General features: G+C 62.7%; 25 protein-coding genes and 1 pseudogene. 17 read left to right on the top strand and 9 right to left on the bottom strand.

Features of this window, described 5'->3' with window-relative positions; genetic code table 11:
- The first annotated feature begins 200 nt into the window (after nt 1-200).
- Both K6I40_RS25305 and K6I40_RS25300 read left to right on the top strand, forming a co-directional pair.
- Nucleotides 201-407 carry a DUF2196 domain-containing protein gene (locus K6I40_RS25305; RefSeq protein ID WP_222918081.1) on the top strand — a complete coding sequence of 69 codons (207 nt, stop codon included), beginning with the start codon at nt 201-203 and terminating at the stop codon, nt 405-407.
- A gap of 168 nt (nt 408-575) precedes the next feature.
- On the top strand, nt 576-749 hold the full coding sequence (locus tag K6I40_RS25300) for a hypothetical protein (RefSeq protein ID WP_222918079.1): 174 nt from the start codon (nt 576-578) through the stop codon (nt 747-749).
- Nucleotides 750-792: 43 nt separating this feature from the next.
- Here the strand turns inward: K6I40_RS25300 and K6I40_RS25295 are convergent, their stop codons facing one another.
- A complete protein-coding gene (locus K6I40_RS25295; RefSeq protein ID WP_222918077.1) occupies nt 793-1,455 on the bottom strand; it encodes an ERCC4 domain-containing protein in 663 nt (220 codons plus the stop codon).
- A 96-nt stretch (nt 1,456-1,551) separates the two neighbouring features.
- Here K6I40_RS25295 and K6I40_RS25290 point away from each other — a divergent pair, with 96 nt between their 5' ends.
- From K6I40_RS25290 to K6I40_RS25275, 4 genes are all read left to right on the top strand, one after another.
- Nucleotides 1,552-4,524, top strand: coding sequence for a bacterio-opsin activator domain-containing protein (locus K6I40_RS25290; RefSeq protein ID WP_222918075.1), 2,973 nt, complete (start codon nt 1,552-1,554; stop codon nt 4,522-4,524).
- 113 nt (nt 4,525-4,637) lie between these two features.
- Nucleotides 4,638-4,784 (top strand): rubrerythrin-like domain-containing protein, encoded by a 147-nt coding sequence (locus tag K6I40_RS25285; protein ID WP_222918073.1) that lies wholly within the window; start codon nt 4,638-4,640, stop codon nt 4,782-4,784.
- Between the two features lies 1 nt (nt 4,785).
- Nucleotides 4,786-6,111 (top strand): glutamate dehydrogenase GdhB, encoded by a 1,326-nt coding sequence (gdhB, locus tag K6I40_RS25280; protein WP_222918071.1) that lies wholly within the window; start codon nt 4,786-4,788, stop codon nt 6,109-6,111.
- A gap of 365 nt (nt 6,112-6,476) precedes the next feature.
- The gene (locus K6I40_RS25275; protein ID WP_222918069.1) at nt 6,477-6,647 is read left to right on the top strand and encodes a hypothetical protein; all 171 of its coding nucleotides are present in this window, start codon (nt 6,477-6,479) and stop codon (nt 6,645-6,647) included.
- 64 nt (nt 6,648-6,711) lie between these two features.
- Here the strand turns inward: K6I40_RS25275 and K6I40_RS25270 are convergent.
- Both K6I40_RS25270 and K6I40_RS25265 read right to left on the bottom strand, forming a co-directional pair.
- Nucleotides 6,712-7,332 (bottom strand): annotated as a pseudogene (locus tag K6I40_RS25270) (IS5 family transposase); the annotation flags it as partial.
- 348 nt (nt 7,333-7,680) lie between these two features.
- Complete coding sequence (locus K6I40_RS25265) at nt 7,681-8,310, bottom strand: phosphoribosyltransferase family protein (protein ID WP_222918067.1); 630 nt, start codon at nt 8,308-8,310, stop codon at nt 7,681-7,683.
- A 123-nt stretch (nt 8,311-8,433) separates the two neighbouring features.
- On the opposite strand from K6I40_RS25265, the gene K6I40_RS25260 reads away from it, so the two are divergent.
- A complete protein-coding gene (locus K6I40_RS25260; protein WP_222918065.1) occupies nt 8,434-9,210 on the top strand; it encodes an NAD(P)H-hydrate dehydratase in 777 nt (258 codons plus the stop codon).
- Nucleotides 9,211-9,225: 15 nt separating this feature from the next.
- Here the strand turns inward: K6I40_RS25260 and K6I40_RS25255 are convergent, their stop codons facing one another.
- A complete protein-coding gene (locus K6I40_RS25255) occupies nt 9,226-9,882 on the bottom strand; it encodes a class I SAM-dependent methyltransferase (RefSeq protein WP_222918063.1) in 657 nt (218 codons plus the stop codon).
- 364 nt (nt 9,883-10,246) lie between these two features.
- On the opposite strand from K6I40_RS25255, the gene K6I40_RS25250 reads away from it, so the two are divergent.
- From K6I40_RS25250 to K6I40_RS25235, 4 genes are all read left to right on the top strand, one after another.
- Entirely contained in the window at nt 10,247-10,537 is a 291-nt protein-coding gene (locus K6I40_RS25250) for a hypothetical protein (RefSeq protein WP_222918061.1), read from the top strand.
- A 136-nt stretch (nt 10,538-10,673) separates the two neighbouring features.
- Nucleotides 10,674-11,138 carry a response regulator gene (locus tag K6I40_RS25245; RefSeq protein WP_222918059.1) on the top strand — a complete coding sequence of 155 codons (465 nt, stop codon included), beginning with the start codon at nt 10,674-10,676 and terminating at the stop codon, nt 11,136-11,138.
- Nucleotides 11,139-11,263: 125 nt separating this feature from the next.
- The gene (locus tag K6I40_RS25240) at nt 11,264-12,340 is read left to right on the top strand and encodes an alanine--glyoxylate aminotransferase family protein (RefSeq protein ID WP_222918057.1); all 1,077 of its coding nucleotides are present in this window, start codon (nt 11,264-11,266) and stop codon (nt 12,338-12,340) included.
- A gap of 382 nt (nt 12,341-12,722) precedes the next feature.
- Nucleotides 12,723-14,561 (top strand): carbon starvation CstA family protein, encoded by a 1,839-nt coding sequence (locus K6I40_RS25235; protein ID WP_222918055.1) that lies wholly within the window; start codon nt 12,723-12,725, stop codon nt 14,559-14,561.
- An 81-nt stretch (nt 14,562-14,642) separates the two neighbouring features.
- Here K6I40_RS25235 and K6I40_RS25230 read toward each other — a convergent pair whose 3' ends face one another.
- Nucleotides 14,643-15,251: a hypothetical protein gene (locus tag K6I40_RS25230; RefSeq protein ID WP_222918053.1), complete on the bottom strand. Its 609-nt coding sequence runs from the start codon at nt 15,249-15,251 to the stop codon at nt 14,643-14,645.
- Between the two features lie 257 nt (nt 15,252-15,508).
- Between K6I40_RS25230 and K6I40_RS25225 the strand changes: the two genes are divergently transcribed.
- Nucleotides 15,509-15,703 (top strand): hypothetical protein, encoded by a 195-nt coding sequence (locus K6I40_RS25225; RefSeq protein WP_222918051.1) that lies wholly within the window; start codon nt 15,509-15,511, stop codon nt 15,701-15,703.
- Between the two features lie 35 nt (nt 15,704-15,738).
- Here the strand turns inward: K6I40_RS25225 and K6I40_RS25220 are convergent, their stop codons facing one another.
- Entirely contained in the window at nt 15,739-15,981 is a 243-nt protein-coding gene (locus tag K6I40_RS25220) for a hypothetical protein (protein WP_222918049.1), read from the bottom strand.
- 187 nt (nt 15,982-16,168) lie between these two features.
- Here K6I40_RS25220 and K6I40_RS25215 point away from each other — a divergent pair, with 187 nt between their 5' ends.
- Complete coding sequence (locus K6I40_RS25215) at nt 16,169-16,438, top strand: hypothetical protein (RefSeq protein ID WP_222920481.1); 270 nt, start codon at nt 16,169-16,171, stop codon at nt 16,436-16,438.
- Between the two features lie 104 nt (nt 16,439-16,542).
- The gene (locus tag K6I40_RS25210; RefSeq protein ID WP_222918047.1) at nt 16,543-16,746 is read left to right on the top strand and encodes a hypothetical protein; all 204 of its coding nucleotides are present in this window, start codon (nt 16,543-16,545) and stop codon (nt 16,744-16,746) included.
- On the opposite strand, the gene K6I40_RS25205 is transcribed toward K6I40_RS25210, so the two are convergent.
- Nucleotides 16,747-17,994 (bottom strand): GTP-binding protein, encoded by a 1,248-nt coding sequence (locus tag K6I40_RS25205; RefSeq protein ID WP_222918045.1) that lies wholly within the window; start codon nt 17,992-17,994, stop codon nt 16,747-16,749.
- 73 nt (nt 17,995-18,067) lie between these two features.
- Between K6I40_RS25205 and K6I40_RS25200 the strand changes: the two genes are divergently transcribed.
- The 3 genes from K6I40_RS25200 to K6I40_RS25190 all read left to right on the top strand — a co-directional run bounded on the left by K6I40_RS25200 (nt 18,068) and on the right by K6I40_RS25190 (nt 20,909).
- On the top strand, nt 18,068-18,364 hold the full coding sequence (locus K6I40_RS25200; protein WP_222918044.1) for a hypothetical protein: 297 nt from the start codon (nt 18,068-18,070) through the stop codon (nt 18,362-18,364).
- Nucleotides 18,364-19,338: a TRC40/GET3/ArsA family transport-energizing ATPase gene (locus tag K6I40_RS25195; RefSeq protein ID WP_222918042.1), complete on the top strand. Its 975-nt coding sequence runs from the start codon at nt 18,364-18,366 to the stop codon at nt 19,336-19,338. Before K6I40_RS25200 ends, K6I40_RS25195 begins: the two co-directional genes overlap by 1 nt.
- Before the next feature lie 371 nt (nt 19,339-19,709).
- Complete coding sequence (locus K6I40_RS25190; protein ID WP_222918030.1) at nt 19,710-20,909, top strand: redox-regulated ATPase YchF; 1,200 nt, start codon at nt 19,710-19,712, stop codon at nt 20,907-20,909.
- Nucleotides 20,910-21,204: 295 nt separating this feature from the next.
- On the opposite strand, the gene K6I40_RS25185 is transcribed toward K6I40_RS25190, so the two are convergent.
- Complete coding sequence (locus K6I40_RS25185) at nt 21,205-23,193, bottom strand: hypothetical protein (RefSeq protein ID WP_222918028.1); 1,989 nt, start codon at nt 23,191-23,193, stop codon at nt 21,205-21,207.
- Between the two features lie 198 nt (nt 23,194-23,391).
- Complete coding sequence (locus tag K6I40_RS25180) at nt 23,392-23,802, bottom strand: SRPBCC family protein (RefSeq protein ID WP_222918026.1); 411 nt, start codon at nt 23,800-23,802, stop codon at nt 23,392-23,394.
- Nucleotides 23,803-23,910 lie beyond the last annotated feature (108 nt).

The following is a 23,910-nucleotide window of genomic DNA, read 5'->3' as shown; positions in this document are numbered from 1 at the left end:
TAAGCACCTCGGTGAAGTGTTTATCAGAGATCACGATACCGGTGGTACTGCGACCAACCCGGAATCCCTAATTCTCCCTCGAGCGGACGAATACGTCCTCGAGACGGCGAATAACAGAACCGGGGCATGTCTCCACAGACCCCTCAACTGTAGCAAGTGCAGGCACCACGTTTTTCCAGATACCGGGCCCACCTCCGGCCATGTCCAACGAACGACCGACCGCCGAAGAGCTGCGGCAGGGGATGACCGTCGAAATTGTTCAGGACGACGCGGACCCCCAGTCCGAGGACACGGAGCCGATCATCGGCGAGGTTGGGACGATCTACAGCGACGAGCCCGAAGGGGCCCACGTGAAACTGAAAAGCGGTGTCGTCGGTCACGTTCAGTCGGTTGTCCCCGACGAGTAACGATCTCGTTCGATGACGCTATGACTGCCACATTATAGGTTCCAACATTTGAATGTCATCGGGAATTTGTTTAGAGATTAAACGAAAATGGCACATTATATCCAATGTCCAACTACTTATCATCCTCACTCCGAAACATTCATGGTGTCTGTGGAGAGATACCTCAATATGGCACCCGAAGCGACATCGGTCGGACGAGAAGTGGACGGGTCAAGCGACGTAGTTGCGGCGATCGACGAGATTGACGGTCGATCACATTTCGTCATTGCTGATATCGCTCAAGACGACGCCTGGATCGCTATGTCCGAGGCCGGAGCCGTCGCTGTCGCGGAGAACCGGTAAGCCGCTTCGGTTGATTTTTTCGCAGTACGAACCCACGGCGGGCTCAGCGCTCCGTCCCGTCATCGCGAAACGCCGTATGGATCGTGGCCGCTCGCGTAGGCCCGATGCCGTCGATTTCCACGAGTTCGTCGACACTCGCCCCAAGCAGCGCTTCGACGGTCGGATACCGATCGTATAGCGTGGCCGCGATTTCGGGGCCGATTCCGTCGATACAGCCGTACATCCGCTTCGTCGTGGGTTCGCGTCGACTCGGCACCGAGCCGACCGGTAGTTGGCTATTCGTTGGCTCTTCCGCGTGTTTCCGCCCGAGTCGGATCGCGAAATCGATCAGCTGCCGGCGATCCGTACAGGGGATGACGGGCACCCCCTGCCGAGCGGTGATCGACGCCATCGATCCACGGATCGACGCCGGCGAGACGTTGGTTCGAAGCGACTCGAGGTCATCGAAATCACCCTCGAGCAGGACGTACGAGTGGTCGTACGCGGCGGCCATCCGCTCGACCTGATCCGAGAGGTCCGACCCGTGCCGACCCATGGCGCTGGTGACGTAGTCACGGAGCGTCTTGCGTTCGAATCCGACCGAATCGATCGCGAGATCACCAGACTGCAGCCGGTCGACGGCCACCGCTGTGACATCGGAGTGAGTCCGAACTGCCTCGACGAGCCCAGCGGGCTCCCGATCGTCGACGGTGACGGCAACGCGCATACCCGACCTACGCCCCCGAGCGGTGAACGGGTGTCGGTCGCAGCGAGTGCAACCGGAACGATGGGTTCTATCGGCAGGAGGACGTACCGGGAACGAATGGCTTCCGCACGAACGCTCGACGACGCCCGGCTCCTCGTCGTCTCGCCTCCCGAGACAAGAACCGGTATGTCACCGGACGCGCTCGAGGACAAGGCAACTGACGTGACCATGGTGTCGAGTGCAGCCGCTGCGCTCGAGCACCTCGAGAGCCGCCCCGTCGACTGTCTCCTGACCGCGCAGTCCCTGCCGGACGCAGCGATGACCGGACTCGATCTCCTCGAGGCGGTTCGTGAGCGCGAGTGCGATCCCGCTCTCCCGGTCGTGCTCGCGCCGGTCGATGGCGACGAGTCGCTGGCCAGTGAGGCGATCGCCGCGGGCGTCACGGCGTACGTTCCACGCGACGGCACCACTGACGACTCGATCGAGGAGTGCCAAGGGGCGATCAAGCGGGCGCTCTCGACGGGCCGTGAACGACGACGCCGACGGGAACGCGCTCGCCGGTTCGACGCCATCTTTGAGGATCCGGAGACGTACTCGTGGGTGCTGGAGACGGACGGAACCGTTCGACGAACCAACGAGCCGGCACTCGAGGCGATCGACGCGGCCGCGAGCGACGTTCGCGGCCGGCCGTTACGGGACCTGCCCTGGTGGCGGTGTACCGCCGATGGGGGAGCGGCAATCGAGGACGCGATCGAACGGGCGGCGGCCGGCGAGGTCGCACACCGGGAACTGACACGGGTTCGCGCCGACGGCGCTGGTTCGGCCGAACGGGACGTGAGCGCCCCTTCGGGCAAGTTTACAGATTCAAACGAGACTCACACGTTCGAAGTCACTGTTCGGCCAGTCCGCAACGAGTCCGGCGACATCGTCTCGCTGCTCGCGCGGGCGACCGACATCACCGAACGCACCCAACTCGAGCGGGAGTTGCGCGAGTCCGAGGTGCTCCACCGGGTGACGCTCAACAATATGACCGATACCATCCTCATTACCGACGACGACGGGGCGTTTACCTACGTCTGTCCGAATGTCCACTTCATTTTCGGCTATTCGGACGATGAGATCCACGAGATGGGGACGATCGACGAACTGCTCGGACCGGATCTCTTCGACCGCGATACCCTCGAGGAGGAGGGCGTGCTAACAAACATCGAGTGTACGACGACCGACCGGGCGGGCCGCGAGCACACACTGCTGGTCAACGTTCGCGAGGTCTCGATTCAGAGCGGGACAACCCTCTATAGCTGCCGGGATGTGACGAAGCGAAAGCGCCGTGAAGAGGCGCTGACAGCGCTCCATCGGACCGCCCGCGAACTCCTGTACGCTGAAACCGATCACGAGATCGCCAACAGTATCGTTGACGACGCGACGGACGTGCTCGACCTCGAGGCCAGCGCCGCATACCTGTTCGACACGGACGAGAACGTGTTACGAGCGGCTGCGACCTCTCCGGGAATGGAGCGGATACATGGGCCAGTCCGCGACCATCGAGCGACGACCGATACGCTCCCCGGCCGCGTCTTCGTCGACGGCGAGAGTCGGTTCTTCGCGGACGTTCACGACGCCCCGTCGCTCTCGAACCGCGGAACGGACCTGCAAAGCGCCGCGTACGTCCCGCTGGGAGATCACGGCGTCTTCGTCGTCGGCTCTCCGGAACAGGACGCCTTCGACGATGTCTCTCGCGAACTGACTGATCTGGTAGCGGCGACCGCGGAAGCCGCACTCGACCGGGTCGAACGGGAGCGAACGCTGCGCGAGCGAGACCGGGAACTCGAGCGCCGGAACCGACAGCTTACCCGCCTTAACGGGATCAACGAGATCATCAGGGACCTTGATCAGGCACTGGTTCGAGCGGAGACCCGCGACGAGATCGAACACGCTGTCTGCGATCGGCTCACGGCCGCCGACCGGTTCTCGTTCGCGTGGATCGGCCAGCTTGACGCCGACGGCGACCGCCTCGAGTCACACGCTCACGGTGGCGCGACCGAGGGACCGGCGTATATCGACAGCGTGTCGCTCTCGCTCGCTGACTCGAGCGAACCTGCAGTCAGGACGGCGATCGAACGGGACGTGACCGTCGTGCCGAACGTCGTCGACGGGCTCCGCGACGAGCCGTGGCGGTCGGCGGCGCTCGCCCGCGAGTACCAGTCCGCGGTGAGCGTCCCACTGTCCTACGACGAGTTCACGTACGGGGTGTTGACCGTCTACGCCGATCGGCCGGAGGCGTTCGACGACATGATCCGTGCCGTCCTCGCGGAACTCGGGGAGACGATCGCCTCGGCGATTGCCGCGGTCGAGCGCAAGCACGCACTGGTCTCCGACGCGAGGACGCGACTCGAGTTCGAGGTGGCCGACGACTCGTTCGTCTTCGCTCAGCTCGCCCGCCGGACTGACTGCATGCTTTCTTTCGACGGAGGCATTCGCCAGCACGAGAACGGGACATCAGTGTTCGCGACCGTCGACGGTGCGTCGCCGGAAACCGTTGTGACTGCAGCCGAAGCACTCGTCGGCGTCGAGCGCGCACAGGTCGTCAGCAGCGGCGGAGCAAGTGGCGGGGACGACGACGGTCTCGGCGGGGCGATCCTCTTGGACCTCTCACGGCCAGTTCTCGTCCACCGATTCGCGGATCACGGAGTGGTGTTACAGGGCATCGAGGCGACCACCTCGAGCACCCGGGTCGTCGTCGACGTTCCGCGATCCGTCGACGCGAGGGAGAGCGCCGATATCGTTTCGACGGCGTTCTCGGATGTCGAACTGCGCTCCAAACGGACCGTCGAGCGGACGACGCCGCGCGACTTCCGATCGAAACTGCGCGAGCAACTCACCGACCGCCAGCTCGAGGTGGTCCAGCTCGCGTACTACGGCGGCTACTTCGAATCGCCACGCGAGAATTCGGGCGAAGACGTCGCCGACACGCTCGATATTTCGCCGGCAGCGTTCTACCGCCACGTCCGGACCGTCCAGCGGACGCTCTTCGATGTCGTGTTCGACGAGATCGGGGTACCGGCAAAGGCGTCATCAGGGGTTGAATAGTGAACGGCACTGTCTCGATGACGCTAGCCATCTAACGGATAGGTTCATCCTAATATCCCTATTATTCCTAGGTGCGATAATCACCGCGAGCACGACTGCTCGTTGTCTCTCCCATGAACCATAAAGACGCGGAACTCGATCCGCAGACGGAATCGACCTACGAATGCTTCGATTGTGGAACCGTCGTCCGTGCGACAGCGCCGGACGCCTGTCCCGAGTGCGGTGCTGAGATGCGGAATCGACGGACACCGATCGAGTAATATGTCCTCTCAGGAACGTTCGTCAACACCGACCCAGGAAGCGACGGCCGCATCGACCGATCCGGAAACCGCACTCGAGACCGCGCGCCGACAGCTCGACCGCGTCGCCGCACAGTTAGACGTCGACGACGCCGTCATCGAGCGTCTCTCACACCCCGCAGCGGTCCACGAGGTGACGATTCCCCTCGAGCGCGACGACGGCAGCGTCGAGGTCTTCACCGGCTACAGGGCCCAACACGACAGCGTCCGCGGCCCCTATAAGGGCGGGCTGCGGTATCATCCCGACGTGACTCGCGACGAGTGCGTCGGCCTGTCGATGTGGATGTCCTGGAAGTGTGCGGTGATGGATCTCCCCTTCGGCGGCGCGAAAGGCGGCATCGTTGTCGACCCAAAGTCGTTGAGCGCCAATGAGAAGGAACGACTCACGCGTCGGTTCACCCAAGAGATCCGCGACGTGATCGGCCCGAACACGGATATCCCGGCACCGGATATGGGCACCGACCCGCAGACGATGGCCTGGCTGATGGACGCCTACAGCATGCAGGAAGGCGAAACGATCCCCGGTGTCGTCACCGGGAAGCCGCCCAGCGTCGGCGGCAGTTACGGTCGCGAAGAAGCGCCCGGCCGAAGCGTCGCCATCGTCACTCGAGAGACGTGCGAGTACTATAACTACCCGCTCGCTGAGACGACCGTCGCCGTTCAGGGCTTCGGCAGCGTCGGCGCGAACGCCGCCCGCCTGCTCGATGAGTGGGGTGCAACCGTCGTCGCCGTCAGCGACGTCAACGGCGCGGTCTACGATCCCGACGGGATCGACGTCACTGCGATCCCCTCTCACGATGAGGAACCGGAAGCGGTGACCCGATTCGCAGCCAGCGTCGACGACAGCGCCGACGGCGTGCATCGGATCTCGAACGACGACCTCCTCGAGTTGGACGTCGACGTCCTCGTCCCGGCTGCCGTCGGCAACGTCATCACACCGAACAACGCCGACGCGATCGCCGCCGATATCGTCGTCGAAGGCGCGAACGGCCCGACGACGTTCGCCGCCGACACCATCCTCGAGGAACGCGGGATTCGGGTGGTCCCGGACATCCTCGCGAACGCGGGCGGCGTCACGGTCAGCTACTTCGAGTGGCTCCAGGACATCAATCGCCGCGCGTGGTCCCTCGAGCGGGTCAACGAGGAACTCGAGTCCGAGATGGTCGCGGCCTGGACCGACGTGAAAGAGACCGTCGAACGGCGGGACGTCTCCTGGCGCGACGCTGCGTATGCCGTCGCGCTCGACCGAGTCGGCGAGGCCCACGAGATGCGGGGCCTCTGGCCGTAAATAAGCGGGTTTGCCGAACTGTGATGGGGCCATTTCGCTTGTCACGGTCACTCCAACCGGATGAGAGTGGACGTAACAGTAGTTGGTAATACGGTTTTTATTCAGAATTAGCCACGAAACTCACGGTATGTGCAGATCAAGCAGTTACCGGAGCAGCTATCGACATCTCTGGGATCTGTTACAGTCCGCCTGATGAATACAGAGGGTATATCCAGCACAATAGTGCGATTTGGTTCTACTTGTATTACCTGGGGAGAAGTGGAAGAGGTGTCTGTGAAAATGACTGTCTCAGACGCTGTGAAACGAGGGCTCCCAATCCTTTGCATGCCGTGAAATTTTCCGTCTCTATACCCTCAGCATCATCTATGTCTGGATTGATTCAGCGAACGGCACAGGCGATCGATGATATGTGGCAGTCGATATGGCATGGGTCAAGTCGCGCCGAGAAAGTCGTAATCGCCATCGTGCTTCTGGTCACCGGATTAGCCATCCCGGTGATCCCGATCGTCTGGATCGCCCGGATTATTGCCAACTAATCAATGGAGCAGCGGGGCGAGATACGCGCCCTGGGTCTTGTTTAGATGCACGAAACCATCCGAGTTAGGTCGTGAGCGATTGTTCGATGTTTCTGACAGCGGTCTTAAGGACGAGTTCTCGGAACTGCCCAAACCACGTTCGTGCCTTAAGTGTTGAACCGAACCGTTTGCGCAATGCGAAAAACATCGATTCTGCGATAGAACGTTGATGGTTGGTTTCATCATCAATCCGAGCATTGTGTGCTGCATCGAGTGAGTAGAATTCACGGTGCTTGATTACCGGTCTAATACCCTCGTTTCGCAGCATCTGTCGAAGTTTATCCCAATCAAACCCTTTGTCAGCGACGACAGTTTCCACGTTGTTGAGATTTCTCTTCAGTACTTGCCACGCAATCTGCGTGTCATGTGGTAGGTTCATCGAGCAGTGTACATCGAGGATAGCCCTCGTGGAGCAGTCTACAAGAATGGTGGTCTTGACCGATTCAAACGTCCCTTTGACACGTTTTGCGTAGTTATGGCTCGACGAGCGATGAGCGATACTAGTTGAGTCGATTGCTTGTACCTCTCCGGTATCGAATAACACCACCGACAGCTGCAACAGCATCCGCCAGACAGGCATCTTGAGGTCTTGCTTCCGAGCACAAATGGTGGTGAAGTCCGGCAACTCATTCACTGAAAGACCGAGTATGGTTCGCGGAACTGGAGGTTCCGCGCTAACGCTCACTTCGTCTGCACACGGGCGCTTCGCCCCCGTTCGCATGGTATGCGGGACCTCTGGTCCCGCACTATTCGCTCATCCACTGGAAGACGCGAGCGTCTTCCACGCCTTCACTCACAAAGTTCGCGAAGACCTCGCACGGCTTCGTGCCACGGCTCACAGTCTGTTCACGGTTCCCTGCACTCACCGCTCACAATACCGAGGCCTTCACTTCGTTCAGGCCTCGCAGTTCGCCCTGGCCCAGCGCGCGCCGCCGCATGTCGGTTGACTGGTTGCTGCAGTACGTAGTTCGTCCGGATCGACCGGGAGCTCGTTTCACGATTCTCGATCGAGGTACTCGAGCGCCTCCTCGTCGCTCACCTGTCCGAAGGTTCGGTAGAATTGGCCGACGGCGCGGAAGTCCGTGGGCGTCTGCAGAGCGATCACCGCGTCGGCCTCCCGCTCGAGATCGTCAACCGCCCGCGGTGAGCCCACGGGGACGGCTAGGCCGACCCAGTCAGCCCCGGTCTCTTGGACCTGTCGGAGGCAGGCCGTCGCGGTCGCGCCGGTCGCGACGCCGTCGTCGACGAGCAGGACTCGCTTCCCCTGAAGGTCGGGCAGGCCGCCCGGTTCGCGGTAGCGATCCGCCTTTTTGCGCGCGTTTTCGGCTTCCTCGGCCCGGACCTCCTCGAGATACTCTTCGGAAGCGTTTATTCGATCGATCAGATCGTCGTTGTACCAGACGCTCCCGTCGCTCGCGACTGCGCCGAGCGCCAACTCGGGGTTCTGTGGTGCCCCCATTTTCCGTGCGACGACGACGTCGAGGTCGGCGTCGAGTGCGTCGGCGACCGGCCGCGCCACGGGTAGGGCTCCGCGGGGAATCCCGAGGACGACGTCGACCGCGAGGTCGCGGGCCTCGAGTTCCGCTGCGAGGCGTTCGCCGGCGTCGGTTCTGTCGTCGAACATGGTTCCATGTGGGCGTACGTCGGCGGCCTACTATGTGTTTGCGTCGCACACGCCGGGCAGACGCGAATCGAACCGGAACACGCCTGCCGAACGCCTACACGGTGTCGTTTCGGGAGGGGTGATATGGGACGGCTCCAGCAAACGCTCTCGAACGTCAGCGACGAGACGGGACGCGACAACGGCCGCGTCGGAATCGTCGGCGGGAGCGTCGCGTATCCAAACCAGCCCGCACTCGTCGGACAAGCTGCGCTCCGGACCGGGTCCGATCACGTCCGGGCGTTCGTCTGCGAACCGATTTACGAGATCGTCGCGAGTCACTCGCCGAACCTACTCGTCGACCACCACGGCCACGATGAGTTCTACGACGGCGCGATCGAACGCACACGGGAGGTCAGCGAGTGGGCCGACGCGTTCGTGATCGGTCCCGGCCTCGTCGATGCCGACCCCGACGCGGTCCGCGAGGTGATCGACCGCATCGAAATTCCGATCATCGTCGACGCGCTGGCGATCGAACCCGCGCTCGAGGCGGACCTCTCAAACGCCATCCTGACGCCCAGCGGTGCCGAGGACGACCCGATCTACGAGGCCTACGGCTCGCTCGAGACGTTTTCGGAGGAGACCGGGGCGGTCATCACGCTCACGGGCGATGTCGATGAGATCGTCGCCGAGGGCGAGCGAATCGAAAACGAGACGGGAACGTCGGCCCTGACCGTCGCCGGAACCGGGGACACGATGGCCGGCATCATGGCCTCGCTGCTCGGCCAGGGGATGGATCGCCGTGAGGCCGCCGAACTCGGCGCGTGGATCCTTGGCAAGACCGGCGAACTCGCGACGGCCGAGTACGGGCCCGGCGTTGTCGCAACTGACGTCATCGAGCGGATACCGAACACGATCCGGTAGCCGCAGGTCCCGATTTCACCGGCCGATCGAGAGCGACAGGTCGCGCTGCTGTCGGAGCCGTCCCCGAACGACCGGCGTCGCCGGAAACAGCCCAACGCCGGTCCGTTCGATCTCGAGGACATCAAACGCGTCGTACCCGACGAACCGCTCGACTGTCTCGCGGTTCAACTGGCAACCGGCCGCAGCGCGTTCCCACAGCGGATTCAAACGGTCCTGTGCCCGCGCGCGCCAGCCATTGTCGCGGATGTGCTCGAGAAAGCGCAGTTCGCCGCCCGGCTGCAGGACGCGGGCGACCTCCTCGAGCGCTGCGTCGGGGTCGGCGATGGTACAGAAGACCAGACTCGAGAGGACGACGTCGAAGGCGTCATCGGCATACGGCAGTGACTCGGCGCGAGCGTCGCGGAGGTGGACCTGCATGTCGGACCTGTCGGCCGTGCCGGCCGCTCGGCGTCGCATGTTCGGGTCCGGCTCGACCGCGTGGTACTCGAGGTCGGCATCGCCAGCGTCGGCCGCGTAGGGTATCATCGCGCCAGTGCCCGCGCCGAGGTCGAGGACGCGACCGGAGACGTCGGCCGCGAGGTACTCGCGGTGGGGACCGACCAGGAATCGATCCGGCATAACCCGATCGTAGAGGGCTGCAAACACCGGGTGTTCGATCCGCCGTTCGCCCATCGTGCGCCGTGAATTGCAGTCTGCCATCTGTGTCTCAGTGCAACCGACGAGACTCTGATTGATACGAATTTCGAGCGCATACCTGCGTCTTCAGGCGCAGGTCGAGCGGTAGGCGCAGCGTGTCACCCGCAGCCGGTGATCAGGACGGATTTCCATCGTAATCGTTTTAGTGTGATAGCACGTAACATAGGATGCTACGAATACCGTGAGAGGCCGTTCCCGAACAGACAAGGGATGGTGAGGAGCGCGGTCTGTTCCTCACACGGCGATGACATGGTATTCGATGGGGCCTATTTGACCGGGCCACAGCCCTATACAGGGGAGGAAACGAGAGTTCCCCCGGTGTGTCGCCGGTTCCCCTTGAGTGCGGGTTGGAACCTCGAACGTCGCACTCGGCGGAAATCCGATGGTCGGATTCCACGTCCTTCAGGGCGTGGAGGAGGTCAAACTCGTTGTCCCGCCCGTTCGCGGCACCGACGGACCGTCCCCTGGGAGCCGTTTCGTACGAATCGCGGCAGGGACACCGCTCGGGAACAGCCTCATCATCTCGCTGCTCATCACCGGCCCGGGTTCATTCTCCTCTATTCCAGCACTCGGCTGCCGGCGCTCGACATCCACGCCGAGTTCCACGCTGCCGGGAGTCAAGCGGCCGTGAGCGAGCGGCCCTGCCGATGCGGCTCGGCAGCCGGCGGGACGAGCGGAACCCATCTCGTCACTGCCGCGATTTTATGCGGACAGTCAATCCGTTCCAACCACCAATTTCATACACTCTCGAACCAATTATCGTAGGCATGAGTGATTCACCCCCGGATTCGAGCGACCCTCACAACCTGCTGTTAGTCGAGGACAATCCGGGGGACGCTCGACTCGTCGAGGAAGCGCTCAGCGAGTCCCCGCCCGAAAACATCCTCCATACCGTCTCTGACGGGGACGAGGCGCTCGATTTCCTCTATCAGCGCGATGCATACGCGGATGCGCCGCGGCCCGATATCGTCCTCCTCGATTGGAATCTCCCCGGCATGAGCGGTGCAGATGTGTTGGCGGAACTGAGCGACGATCCGGCCCGCCGCGTCATTCCGATTATCGTACTCACGGGGTCACAGTCCGAAACGGACGTCGTCACGGCGTACACGAACTGTGCGAACGCCTGTATAACGAAGACAGGCGACCCGGATGCGTACATCACCACCATTCGCGTCTTCGAGAAATTTTGGTTGTCGGTCGCCGAATTACCCAACCCCAACGGGAAGTGGTGAGACGGTGACACCGGGACTCCTGCCGTGGGTCGGGAGCAACTGACCGAATCCAAGACCGCGAAACGCGTTCGACGGCTCGTGTCGTCTCGAGTGGTTTTATGCCCAGACGCCCCGGTAACAGCCGTATGACCGACGATCGACTGCGCATGACGCCCGGGCCGACCGAGGTGCCCGCAGCCGTCCGCGAACGGATGAGTGAACCGACGCCGAATCCCGACGTCGAACCCGAGTTCTTCGACTTTTATCGTGACCTCACGAGCAAACTCGAGGCGGTCTACGGCGACGACGATATCGCGATCCTCGGCGGCGAGGGTATCCTCGGGCTCGAGGCCGCCATCGCGTCACTGGTCGAGCCCGGTGACCGGGTGCTCTGTCTCTCGAATGGGCTCTACGGCGAGGGGTTTGCCGACTTCGTCGAGATGTACGATGGCGAAGCGGTGGTCTGCGACGTACCGTGGCGAGAACCGCTCGACCGCGAGGCCATCGAATCCGAACTCGAGGACGAGGCGTTCGACGTGGCGACGATGGTCCACTGCGAGACGCCGACGGGCGTCCTGAACGATCTCGAGCCGGTACTGGGCGTACTCGAGGACCACGACGTCATCAGTGTCGTCGACGCCGTCTCCTCACTCGGCGGGGTACCGGTCCCGACCGAGACGATCGACGTCTGTCTCGGGGCCTCCCAGAAGTGTTTCAGCGCGCCGCCGGGGCTGACCGTCTGCTCGGTCAGCGACCGCGCCTGGCGGAAAATCGAGTCATTCGAGACGAACGGTCTCTACACCGACCTCGAGCCGTGGCGCGACGCTGCCGACGAGGAGTGGTTCCCCTACACGCACCTGTCGTCGAACCTGTACGGACTCGACACCGCGATCGACCTGCTGCTCGAGGAGGGGATCGAGGATGTCTTCGAGCGACACGAAGCGGCCGCGACCCGGTGTCGCGAGCGAGCGGCCGAACTCGGGCTGTCGATCTACCCCGACGAGGCACGGTCGTCGCCGACTGTGACGGCGCTCGAGGTCCCCGGTCGAGCGGCGGCCCTCCAGCAGACGCTGGCCGAGGAGCACGATATCGTCCTCGTGACCGGTCTCGGTGATCTCGCAGATGACGTGCTCCGAATCGGGCACATGGGGCACAACGCGCGCCTCGAGCGCGTCGACCGGACGATGGACGCGCTCGAGACAGTCCTCTCGGTCCGCAACTGAACGGTCACTGTGCTCGACCGGGTCCGGATCGTCTCCACGTTCGGCCGTTCGAACCCATTAAATTTCAAACCACTTTGAAGATGTTTCGAGTCTCTTCTCTCGCTCCCGCGCTTCTGGACGCGGGTCGTAATTACTATTGGACAGATATACGGTGGGATGCTGGCTTCGTTCCCGTTCTTCATTGACGGTTGACCAGTTTTCAGTGTTGGGTATCGGCCCAAAATTGATCCCTGAGTCCTTCTATCGCTCTTCTCGCACCTTTCCCGGAAACCGGTCTTCGCAATCCGCGTCTGAAATACAATTAAAAAATATAGCTAGCTCCCCTAACAAAGACAAATAACAATTAAGGTTATTGGACCCACTGTGTTTGTGTAGACGTAGCATGACACAGATAATCTGGATCATTGCGGCAGTATTGGTGACCTTTACCGTCGGCTACGTGGGGTACTCGCGATATCTCACACAGTTCGTTGAGCTCGACGAGAATGCGGAAACACCAGCACACAAATACGAGGACGGACAGGAGTACGTGCCATCGAAGAAACCGGTCCTGTTGGGCCACCACTACTCGAGTATCGCGGGTGGGGCACCGATCGTGGGACCGATCACGGCCGGTGCCATCTGGGGATGGGTGCCCGCCTTGCTGTGGATCGCGCTCGGGAACCCGCTGATGGGTGCCGTTCACGACTTCGTTTCGCTGTCGGGGAGTCTCCGCCACGAGGGAAAGTCGATCGGTTACATGATCGGTGAATACGTCGGGAAGAGCGGCAAAAACATGCTGTTGTGGTTCGCGTTCCTGACGATCATGTTGGTTGTGGCAGTGTTCGCACTGGTCGTGGGGATCGTCTTCAACGCGTATCCACAGGTGGTAACAGCGTCCCTGCTCTACATCGGGCTGGCACTGGTGTTCGGTGTCTACCTCTACCAGTTCAACGGCCCGTTCATCCCCGGGACGATTCTGTTCGTCGCGGGGGTCTTCGCGGCCGTCTGGGTGGGGCTCGAGTACCCGCTGGCGCTGTTCGCCGGCGACTACCCGGCCGAGACGATCGTGCTACTTGGCGGTACCGGCGACTGGGTGCCGGGGGCGGCCGCACTCGGCGGTAACACAGCGGGGTGGATTCCGCTCGTAATGGTTTACGCTGCGATCGCGAGTGCACTCCCGGTGTGGGTGTTGCTCCAGCCACGTGACTACCTGTCGTCGTTCCTGCTGTACACCGGTGTCGGCGGGGCGATCGTCGCGATCATCGTCGGAACGATCCTCGGAACGTCGTCCAGCCCGCTCGTCATCGATAGTTCCATCGGCGCGTTCGAAGGGTTCTGGGGAGTCGAAGCCGCCGGATTAGCGCCGCTGTTCCCGCTACTGTTCATTACGATTGCCTGCGGGACGATCAGTGGATTCCACTCGCTGGTCTCCTCGGGGACGACCGCCAAACAGCTCAACAACGAGACCGACGCCCGGCTGATCGGCTACGGCGGGATGCTCGGCGAAGGGCTCCTCGCGGCAGTCGCGCTCTCGACGCTCGCGGTGGCGGGCTTCGCCGACCCCGCGGGCGGAATCGGCGCTGCGCTTCCGAACTTCGCCGAAGGTGGCGGCATCATCCTGACGAGTCTCGGTATTTCCGAGACCGTTGGCGCCGTGTTCATGGCGCTCGTCCTCTGTAGCTTCCTGCTCACGTCGACCGACACGGCCGTCCGTCTCGGTCGATACATGATGGAGGAGCTCGTCGGCACGCCTGCGGGACGCACCGATACGGGACTGAACCTCGACCCGCGCTCGATCGCACGCGGCCGGTACACGAACCCGGTCGTTCAGATCATTCCCGCGTACCTGCTCGTCGTCTCCGGCCAGTGGGTCGTCCTCTGGCAGCTGTTTGGCGGCGCGAATCAGCTGCTCGCGGCGCTTGCACTGCTGACCGCGACCGTCTGGCTCGCCAACTGGGACGACAACAAACAGCTCATCTCGACCGGCGTCCCGATGGCGATCATGGTCACGATCACCATTCTCGGACTGTCGATCCTGGTGTTCTACGAGAACCTCTACCTGAATCTGATTCAGGGCGGCGCTGAAACCACCGGGGCAATGATCTCCTCGGGCGTCCAGATGGCTCTCGGTCTCGTGCTCATCGGCTTGGCGCTCGCACTCGTCCGGCTTGGATACAAGAACATCCGGACCGTCCGTCGCGGACCCGAGACGCCCGCAGCCGAACCGGGCGACGACTAACGGCTAACGACCACCGTTCGTTTTCTTTCAGCCGCTGAATGCGACAGATCGTCAGAACAGTCCGATCCTGCCGCCACGTCGCTACTGCCAGAACCGCTTTGCGAACCGCGAGAGCAGACCCTCCTCGGGCGTGCTCACGGTCTCCCAGAGGGTAAACGCCTCCACAACGTCAGCGACCTCGCTGCCGACGTGGTCCTCGGTATCGGGGTCGACGATGACGAGATTGATTTCGTAGTGGCCGTGATAGCCGAACTTCAGTAACGTCCGATCGCGGAAGTCAGCGACGAACTCGCGGACATCGTCAGGTATCTCGTCGGCGACGAGGACGAACGTGAAATCCGTCCCGAAGTGTTCCTCGTCTGCGACGACGCGCTCGTTGGCGAGGTCGTGACCGAGGTCGACGAGTCGCTCGAGTTCCGCGACCGTCGGTCGGGAGTCACGCCGGGAAAAGAGGAACTCTTCGGCCTCGTGATCGGCGTAACTCAACGCCGGGTGGAAGAACTGTTTCTGGCTTCGCACGCGCATCTTCCCGTAGAGGTCCCACCGCTCGCCGCCGGCGCGGCGATCTTTCTCGAGGTCGTAGTTGTACATCAGCCGGTCTGACACCCGGTCGAGATACTCGTCGTCCCAGTTGGGCACCGCTTCGCGAATCTCCGCTGGCAGGTCTGCCGGCGTCGCGTCGTCGCTCATCGGACGCGGATGGAACGTGACTGCGACCGATCACGACAGTCCAGCGGTTCCGTTCTCTCTCGAACCATGACTCGTTCTCTCATACCACCGGTTACCGTCGGGGTATCAAATAATCGTCGGTGGATCGGGTGTCGAGACCGGCGTCCGATCGTCGCCGCACACCGAACCAGCCGGTAGGTTTTAGCCGTCGGAGACGAACTATCGTGCAAGAGAGTCCCATGGGAGGAAAGAAAACCGAAGCCTGTGGACGGTGCTCCATGTCGACGGTCGTCGACGTCACCTCGTCTGGCGACGACGACGGAGCCGACGCCGACACGAGCCGAGATCCGTTCAGCGAGGCCGCAATCAAGGTTGATGACGAAGAACTCCAACGGGTATCGCCGGGTGCCTGGGCCGGACGGGTGACCGAGCGACTCGACGATCTCGGGCAGCGGCTTGTTTACGGCCGATAGGGGAATCACCCAGTCCCGGCCCACCGCGGTCGCGCTCACGACATCGTCACAAGATACGTCATCGCGAACAACAGTATCGCGGCCGTGGCGACGTTGACGAACCCGAACTCGAGGACGTCTAGAAACGACAGTCCCCAGACGATCGACCACGCGAACAGCGTCGACAGGACGGCGTTCATCGCGATCAGGACGCGAGGATCGCCCTGCGAGGACGACGCACCCGCCTCGAATCCGCCGCCGTTCCCGTCTCCGTCACGTTCGGTGTCACCATCGCTCATACAGGGAGAGGTCGTCACCGCCACTTATACTGTTCGCTGTCAGCACCGACCATCTCCGTCGACGGAGTCGACAAACGTGGCCGAACCGTGACAGCGCGCGGTATAACTCTTTGTCATTCGACGGGTAACGGACCTATATGCACCTCCGAAACCGCCACGGCGTACAGGTCGATCCCGTGCCGTTTTCGTGGTCGTCGGGATCGCCTTCATGATACTCCTCTCGTTCGGCCCGCTGTACGGACAGGCGCTGGGATTACCGCTCGAGATCGCGATCGTACTCTCCGCGGCGGTGTTCGTCGCCGCCGCCGTGGTCGCCTTCCATCGACAGGTGTGGACGTTCCGTCCGGAGTACACCGCCACCGTTCCGTCTGCAGTCCGCGCCGAACGACTGTTTCAGCTCATTCCGATCCTTGCGGCGCTTATCGTCGCGCTCGCGGTTCCGCTCGTCGTTGGCTAACCGAGACGCTCACGACACGTTTGGACATCTCCTACACCCCACGGCCGTGCAGCCATGACACATAGTCGCATAACATTATTGCCGTCCCCGGTGAACCGTCGCGTATGGGACTCATCGAATCGATGAAAGCGGCTCTCACCTCACCCGCATCGACGGGCCGCCCCGACGACGGCTCCGAGGGTGCCTACTGGTGTGACGACTGCGCCGTCCGGATCAGGGACGTCGATATCGAGGGGGAGCCGGTCTGTCCGGACTGCGGCACGGAGATGCGGTTCGAACGCTCGACGGGCCGCGACTGCGCGTGCTGACTACGGCTCCCGGATGACGGTCTCATCGCCCTGTGCTGTGGGGAACGGGCCGTCGAACGCCGTCTCCCACTCCTCGTCGGTGACGAGCGCATCCTCGAGCACCGCTCGGAGTTCCTCCTCGTCATAGTCGGTGCCGATACAGACGAGTTCGGTCCGACGATCGCCATACTCGTCGTGCCACTCGAGGTCGGGGCGGTTCGACCGATACATGTCGCGCTCGACCTCGGGGAGGCTCGCGATCCAGGGCCCCTGTGCGGTGGCCCTGACCGACGGACCGGCCTGGGCGACCGAGACCCGCATTTCGTTGTCGGCGAGCCAGACGGTTCCCTTGGAGCGGACGATCGATCGCGGGAGATCCCGGAGGAACGCGGCGAACCGCTCGGGGTGGAACGGTCGGCGAGACCGGTAGACGAACGACGAGACGCCGTACACCTCGTCGGGGTGGTGATGGCCGTGGTGGTCGTCCTCGTCCCGATCGCTGTCGTGAGCGGCACGCCCACTCTCGTCGTGGTCATGGTCGTCGTCGGCCGACTCGAGCGCTCGCTTCCAGCCCGGAAGGTCGTTCACACGACTCGAATCGAACAGGTCGGCACCGAGCAGTCGATCGGGATCAACGGCCGAGAACTCCGTCGGGATCGTCTCGGCGTCTGGCTGGAGCGCACGGACGAGTTCTTCGGCCTCCGCGAGTTCCGCGTCGGAACACAGATCCGCCTTGTTGAGCAAGACGAGATTCGAGACCTCGACCTGCTCGACAAGCAGATCCGAGAGCGGCCGGTCGTCCTCGCCTCCTCGCCGCTCCGGCCGTTCCTCGCCCGCGAAGGCCTCGAGAAATGCGGGTGTGTCGAGGACGGTCACGAGCGTGTCGGCATCGTAGAGTGCAGCGACGCGGGATTCGGTTGTGAACAGCCGGGCGACGGGGGCGGGTTCGGAGATGCCCGACGACTCGACGACAAGGTGGTCGAACGACCGATCGCGAGCCAGTCTGACCACGGCAGTCTCGAGGTCGTCCTGGAGCTCACAGCAGATACAGCCGTTCGAAAGCTCCGCGATGCCGTCGTCGAGTTCGAGTTCCGAGCCCTCGGCGACGAGTTCCGCGTCGACGTTGACCTCGCCCATGTCGTTGACGAGGACCGCCAGCGTCCGATCGCCCGCGTTCGACAGCAGATGATTGAGCAGCGTCGTCTTGCCGGCACCGAGACTCCCTGAGAGGATGGTCACCGGAATCTCCCCGCCTGTGTCCGTCTTCATACCGGATACTGGGATCGGAGCGCCTTGAAAGCGAGCCACGACAGTTTTTAGCGTTCGATACTGACATACACGCATGGATCTGGCCGACCGGATCGACGCGTTTCGCGAGACGCTGGACGAGTGGTTACGAGGGCTCTACCACGGAATGATCTCACATCCGGCCTACGAGAAGATCGAGAAGGAAGCCGAGGACGCCGAAGACGCGTTCATTCTGGCGTGTTTCCCGGACGCCTTCGGCATCCCGTCACCGGTTTCTTACTACACCGCGGAACTGCTCCCCTACCTCGAGGACGAGTTCGAGTCGTGGGAACGGCGGCTGTGGGACCGCGGAACGTACCTCGAACGCAAGGGCCAGCAGTACCACTTCTAATGGAGCCGTTCGTCTTCTTCGGTGGGAAGGGCGGCGTCGGCAAAACGACGGTGTCGTGTGCGTACGCGCTCCGCTGTGCACGCGACGGCCAGCGGACGCTCGTCGTCTCGACCGATCCGGCCCACTCCGTGACCGACGTGTTCGACCAGCCGTTCGATGACTCCCCGCAACCAGTCGACGGGATCGACGGGCTCGACGCGATGGAGATCGATCCCGAGGACGAGGTGACCCGTCACCTCGATGAAATCCGACAGGACCTCTCCGAGCAGGTGTCGGCATCGATGGTCAACGAGATCAACCGTCAACTCGAGATGGCTCACGGAACGCCGGGTGCCTATGAATCGGCGCTATTCGACCGGTTCGTCGACGTGATGCGGAACTCGGAGCCGTACGATCGGGTCGTCTTCGACACCTCGCCGACGGGCAGCACGCTCCGGCTGCTCGGCCTCCCCGACCTGCTGGAGGGCTGGATCGACCGACTGATGCACAAGCGACGGACGAGCATCGACCTCTTCGAGAAGGCCGCCGTCGGGAACAACGAACCGCGCCGCGTGATGGAGGGTGATCCCGTCCTCGCGCGACTCCAAGGCCGCAAGGAATTCTTCGAGTTCGCCGGCTCGGCACTGCACGATGACGCCGCCTTCTTCCTCGTCCTGAACCCGGACGAACTCTCGTTGAACGAGACCGAACGTGCGATCGCCGACCTGCAGGAGAAAGACCTCGCTGTTCGAGGCCTCGTCGCCAACAAACTCACACCATTGCCCGACCCCGACGAGGACGGCCGCGGCGCGCGTTACCTCCGCGAACGCGTCGAGACGGAGACGGAACGTCTCGAGACGATCCGCTCGGAGTTCGGACCGCCGCTAGTCGCAGAGATCGGCTGGCGGAGCGCGGAGGTCAAGGGCGATCTCCTGGCCGATGTCGCCGCCGAACTCGACATCGAAACGGCGGTCGAGCCGCCGACGCACGTCTAACTCGAGTTGGCGGGACGGACTTGCACCGTCCTCTCATACCACTCCAGTAACGGAACAAAACCCGTTTAGCCGGGCCGCGCGAGGGACTGATACTGAGTACGAGTTGCTGCGGGTCGGACTCGTCGGCAACCCCTCTGTTGGCAACTCCTCCTTCTTCAATGCCGTCGTCAGAGTGAAGCTCTGACGGGCCGCAGAATCGCATAGCGATTTTGCGACGGCGACGATGAACGACGTGCCCGAAGAAGATTATCCGTTCACGGTGCTACCCTGTTGCTGCCCTGGATGATTTGAGTCCACTCATGGTAGGTATAATCATACCACTCCAGCAACGGAACAAAACCCGTTTAGCTGGGCCGCTCGAGGGACTGATAATGAGTACGAGTTACCGGATCGGACTCGTCGGCAAACCCTCCGTCGGCAAGTCCTCCTTCTTCAATGCGGCGACGATGAACGACGTGCCCGAGGGGGCCTACCCGTTCACGACGATCGACCCTAGCGTGGGCGAGGCCTACGCTCGTGTCGACTGTGCGGCACCCGAATTCGACGAGGAGTGCACGCCAAACGTCGGCTACTGCGACCACGGGACCCGTTTCGTCCCGACGAAACTCGTCGACGTCGCCGGGCTGATCCCCGGCGCACACGAGGGCAACGGGCTGGGCAACCAGTTCCTCTCCGACCTCAACGAGACCGATGTACTCGTCCACGTCGTCGACTTCTCCGGGAAGACGGACGCCGAAGGCGAGCCCACCGAGGGCCACGACCCGCGAGACGATATCGGGTTCTTAGAGGAAGAGCTTGACCAGTGGTATCTGGGCGTCTTAGAGAAGGGGATCAATCGATACGAGTCGGGCTACACCACTGAGGACGACGCTATCGAGGAAGAGCTTGCCGAACAGATGAGCGCGTTCAAGACGACCGAGGACGAGATCAAACGACTCATCCGGCGCATCGATGTCGGCTTCGATCCCGCTGCATGGGACGAAGACGACCAGCTCGCGCTCGCCCGCGAGATCCGGAAGGAGACCAAGCCGATGGTCATCGCGGCGAACAAGATGGACACGCCCGAGGCACAGGCCAATTACGATGAGATCACGACCGATCCCGACTACGACCACCTGACGATCGTTCCCTGCAGCGCCCACGCCGAGAAGGCCCTGAAGTCGGCCGACCAAGCCGGCGTCGTCGACTATCGGCCCGGCGATGCGGAGTTCGAGATCGTGGACGATATCTCGGGCGAGCAAGAACAGGGCTTAGAGCAGATCCGTGACTTCCTCAACGAGTTCGGTGCGACGGGCGTCCAAGCGGCCCTCGAGACCGCACTGTTCGACGTGCTCGGCGTGACCCCGGTGTTCCCCGGCGGTGCGAACGGGTTGGGCAACGAACGCGGCGAAGTGCTGCCGGATTGCTACCTGATTCCGCCGAACTCGACCGCGGAGGACTTCGCCTACAGTCTCCACTCCGATATCGGCGATGGCTTCCTCCACGCGATCGACTGCCGAACGAACCGCCAACTGGGCAAGGACTACGAAGTCGAGTCTCGAGATGTAATCGAAGTGATCACGACGAACTGATCGACGGCAGGTCGTTTAACCCCTCACGGTACCGTCTGTTCGTCGCCGACTCGATTTTACCGAGGAAGAGCGCGGAGAGCCGTCTCTGGCCCGATACCACCACGGAAGCGGCAGCGACGTTACCGTGTAACTCCTGTAACAAAACACCAAATCGGCACTCTCAGGCACGGCGAGTTGCACAAAAATACGGAGAAGTGTCGGTTTCCGAGATGTTAACGGTGCGGTATCGGTCCGAACGGCACGTCACCGCTCGGCACGGTCGGGCGACCAATCGGAGTCGAGACCGAGGTATCCGTTACTCCCGGGGCGGATGGACGTAGCCGACCGAACGGACGTCGCCGTACCGAAGCGTCGCGTACTGGATCTCGTCGGCGTCGACGGGGACGGTATCGCCCTCCGCGAACTCGCCGTCGATTTCCTCGTCGAGATCGATTTCGGTGGACTCGTCGGCCGCCCGGACGTGAAGCGTGAGTTCCGACGCGGGAACCGAATCGCCGCCAACGTGTTCGATCGTCTCCTCGTCCTCGTCGAGTTCGAGTTGGATCCGCGGTCGCGGATGGGTCCCGCCGACGTGGATCTCATCCTCGCCCCAGACGGCGGTGACGTCCGCTCCGACCTCGACGTCGTCGACCTCGATCGTTGCCCCCGAGGTGACGGTCTCTGCCTCGTCAGTCCACTGCGTGTCGGCCGGTTCGTCGTCGATCAGCAGTTCATACTCGTCGGCCGAGCGTTCGCCCTCGTCCTCGAACCGGAGCGTCGCCGAGAGCGTCTCGCTCTCGAAGTCGTAGTTGAACTCCACGGCGCCCGGCGGTCGGGCGCGGAATTGTGCGATACTGTCTTGGTGCGTCGTTCCGTCCCAGCAGACGAGGACGGTGTCACCGGGGCGGACGTCCTCGACGGTCGCCTTGTCGCCCGTACTCATCGTTCCGGACCACGGCTGGACGGTCGTTCGCGGCTCGACACCGTCCTCGCGGGCGCGGTACGTCGGTTGTTCGTCGTAGGCGACGATGGAGACCTGCTCGCCGTCGAGCGGGAACTCGTCCGCGTACTCGACGGTAAGCGTCCCGGCGTCGACGTCGTAATCGTACTCGAACTGGAAGCGACTGAGGATCGTCGTCCCGCTCGAGCTCCCGCCGAGTTCGTGGTCGTGACGGAGCCGAATCGACAGGTTCGGCTCGACGTCGTCCATGTCGATGACGATCGTATCGCCTTCCTCGAGGGTGCCGTGACCGTCGGCCCAGATGTCGCGGTCGTACTCCTCGCCGCCGACTTCGAGCGTGAGATCCTCGATCGGGGTCGGATCGCCGCGACCGATTTCGATCTCGAGAATGTCATCGTCGAGGTCGACGTCTCGCTCGGGCTGGAGGTATCCCGGACTCTCATGTTCGCGGACCTTTCGTTCGGCCTCGAGGTCGCGCTCGACGGAAACGGTCACGACGGAGCCGTCGACCTCGACTTCGGGCTCGCCGATGGTCGCCATATACGACATCTCTCCTTTCAGCGACTCGACCAGTTCGTCGGTGACGTTGGACGCGTCTTCGAAGGCGATTGCGGTGTTCATCTCGATCGTGTCCGGACCGAGCACGGTCAGCGCTTGAGCGATGTATTCGACGGTAACGTCGTCGCTGATGTTCGATGGCTGATAGCTGCCGCCGATCCGGACGTGGTAGCCGGCACTGTCTCCCGCGAAGAGGTCGAAGGCCTCCTCGAGCAGGGGTTCGGCGTCCAGCAAGCGCTCGGTCTCGCCCGCGTTCGCGGCGAAGGCATCGCCGATTGTTTCGTTATCTTCGGCGAGCACGGCGACCGTATCGGTGACACCAGCGACCATCTCGTCGGTCTCGTGGCGTTCGTACTCGACACCGCCGTCGGTCTCGTGGCGTTCGTACTCGACACCGCCGTCGGTCTCACGCGTTTCGCCCTCGCTCCCGAGGTCGAAATCACCGGAGATGACGTTAATCGGCGTCGAATATCCGTCCTCGGTGCTGTAGACGATGGCCTGCTTTGAGACGGATTCGGCGTCGATTTGGAACGGCCCGGTGGTGGGGTGGGGTTCAGTGGGTTCGTTCGCCTCTCGTCGGCGCTCGAAGTCGATCATCCTCGCCATCAGCGAGTCCGAGTGAGCCGAGGCCGGGAAATAATCGAGGAGGCTACTCACCGATGCTAGCTCGGAGTCTCCGTCGGACTGTACAGCCGCATCCGTCGCGCTAACGGCGTTTCCGGCCAGTGCGACGGTCATCGTTGTGCCGATGCTTCCAAGGAGGGCACGTCGGGGACACTGTGGCATACGAGTTATATTTCTTCCCGGCAATACAAGTAGGTTTTCATCACATTCTGTTTCGTTAACTACTTCCCCCGGTCGAATCGAGCAGTCGAAACGACTGCCCCGATCCGTTACGCTCGAGAACGCGGGAACGAAAGCGGAGAATCCCGCTACGGACGAGCGGCGAGGGTCTCACGTATCCTGCGGGCCCATCGTCCGTCCTCAGCCGAGTTCGGTTTCGATCGTCTCGATGATACCTTCGAGTTCTCCGTTCCGTTTCCAGGCGGCGATCCGGTCGCCGAACGGCAGCGGAGCAGCGAGTTCGACCGCCGACCGGATCGTCACGCGGGTTCGCCCGGCGTCGACGGGCTCGGTCTCGAGCCACGTCTCCATCTCCGAGAAGGGGCCGTGCTCGCCCGCTTGCGTGTAGTAGATCTCGTCCTCACGGTCCTCGAATCGCAGCGGCAACTGAATGCCGGGGCCGCTGGCCACGACGATCGTCGCGTCGTCCCCGTCGTCGACGGTCTCGACCGAAAAGCTCCCCTCGGCTTCGACGATCGCCGCCGGCTCGAGCCACGCCGATAGCTCGGCCGGAGAGACGTCGACGACTCGAGAGACCGTCACCTCGCGCATATCGATTTCGTCCCACCGGACCACCAAAAAACCCGCCAAACAGTGGGAACGAACGCGATCGTATCGACTCCGCACCGAACACGCGCTTGCTTTCTCTCCGGACACGCA

This window comes from Natrinema sp. SYSU A 869, from assembly GCF_019879105.1.
Classification (GTDB): Archaea; Halobacteriota; Halobacteria; order Halobacteriales; family Natrialbaceae; genus Natrinema.
This window is presented reverse-complemented; position numbering and strand designations above follow the sequence as displayed.

Coding starts and splice junctions, on each gene's coding strand:
- K6I40_RS25305 (WP_222918081.1), top strand. CDS start 201: ATGTCCAACGAACGACCGACCGCCGAAGAGCTGCGGCAGGGGATGACC.
- K6I40_RS25300 (WP_222918079.1), top strand. CDS start 576: ATGGCACCCGAAGCGACATCGGTCGGACGAGAAGTGGACGGGTCAAGC.
- K6I40_RS25295 (WP_222918077.1), bottom strand. CDS start 1,455: ATGCGCGTTGCCGTCACCGTCGACGATCGGGAGCCCGCTGGGCTCGTC.
- K6I40_RS25290 (WP_222918075.1), top strand. CDS start 1,552: ATGGCTTCCGCACGAACGCTCGACGACGCCCGGCTCCTCGTCGTCTCG.
- K6I40_RS25285 (WP_222918073.1), top strand. CDS start 4,638: ATGAACCATAAAGACGCGGAACTCGATCCGCAGACGGAATCGACCTAC.
- gdhB (WP_222918071.1), top strand. CDS start 4,786: ATGTCCTCTCAGGAACGTTCGTCAACACCGACCCAGGAAGCGACGGCC.
- K6I40_RS25275 (WP_222918069.1), top strand. CDS start 6,477: ATGTCTGGATTGATTCAGCGAACGGCACAGGCGATCGATGATATGTGG.
- K6I40_RS25265 (WP_222918067.1), bottom strand. CDS start 8,310: ATGTTCGACGACAGAACCGACGCCGGCGAACGCCTCGCAGCGGAACTC.
- K6I40_RS25260 (WP_222918065.1), top strand. CDS start 8,434: ATGGGACGGCTCCAGCAAACGCTCTCGAACGTCAGCGACGAGACGGGA.
- K6I40_RS25255 (WP_222918063.1), bottom strand. CDS start 9,882: ATGGGCGAACGGCGGATCGAACACCCGGTGTTTGCAGCCCTCTACGAT.
- K6I40_RS25245 (WP_222918059.1), top strand. CDS start 10,674: ATGAGTGATTCACCCCCGGATTCGAGCGACCCTCACAACCTGCTGTTA.
- K6I40_RS25240 (WP_222918057.1), top strand. CDS start 11,264: ATGACCGACGATCGACTGCGCATGACGCCCGGGCCGACCGAGGTGCCC.
- K6I40_RS25235 (WP_222918055.1), top strand. CDS start 12,723: ATGACACAGATAATCTGGATCATTGCGGCAGTATTGGTGACCTTTACC.
- K6I40_RS25230 (WP_222918053.1), bottom strand. CDS start 15,251: ATGAGCGACGACGCGACGCCGGCAGACCTGCCAGCGGAGATTCGCGAA.
- K6I40_RS25225 (WP_222918051.1), top strand. CDS start 15,509: ATGTCGACGGTCGTCGACGTCACCTCGTCTGGCGACGACGACGGAGCC.
- K6I40_RS25220 (WP_222918049.1), bottom strand. CDS start 15,981: ATGAGCGATGGTGACACCGAACGTGACGGAGACGGGAACGGCGGCGGA.
- K6I40_RS25210 (WP_222918047.1), top strand. CDS start 16,543: ATGGGACTCATCGAATCGATGAAAGCGGCTCTCACCTCACCCGCATCG.
- K6I40_RS25205 (WP_222918045.1), bottom strand. CDS start 17,994: ATGAAGACGGACACAGGCGGGGAGATTCCGGTGACCATCCTCTCAGGG.
- K6I40_RS25200 (WP_222918044.1), top strand. CDS start 18,068: ATGGATCTGGCCGACCGGATCGACGCGTTTCGCGAGACGCTGGACGAG.
- K6I40_RS25195 (WP_222918042.1), top strand. CDS start 18,364: ATGGAGCCGTTCGTCTTCTTCGGTGGGAAGGGCGGCGTCGGCAAAACG.
- K6I40_RS25190 (WP_222918030.1), top strand. CDS start 19,710: ATGAGTACGAGTTACCGGATCGGACTCGTCGGCAAACCCTCCGTCGGC.
- K6I40_RS25185 (WP_222918028.1), bottom strand. CDS start 23,193: ATGCCACAGTGTCCCCGACGTGCCCTCCTTGGAAGCATCGGCACAACG.
- K6I40_RS25180 (WP_222918026.1), bottom strand. CDS start 23,802: ATGCGCGAGGTGACGGTCTCTCGAGTCGTCGACGTCTCTCCGGCCGAG.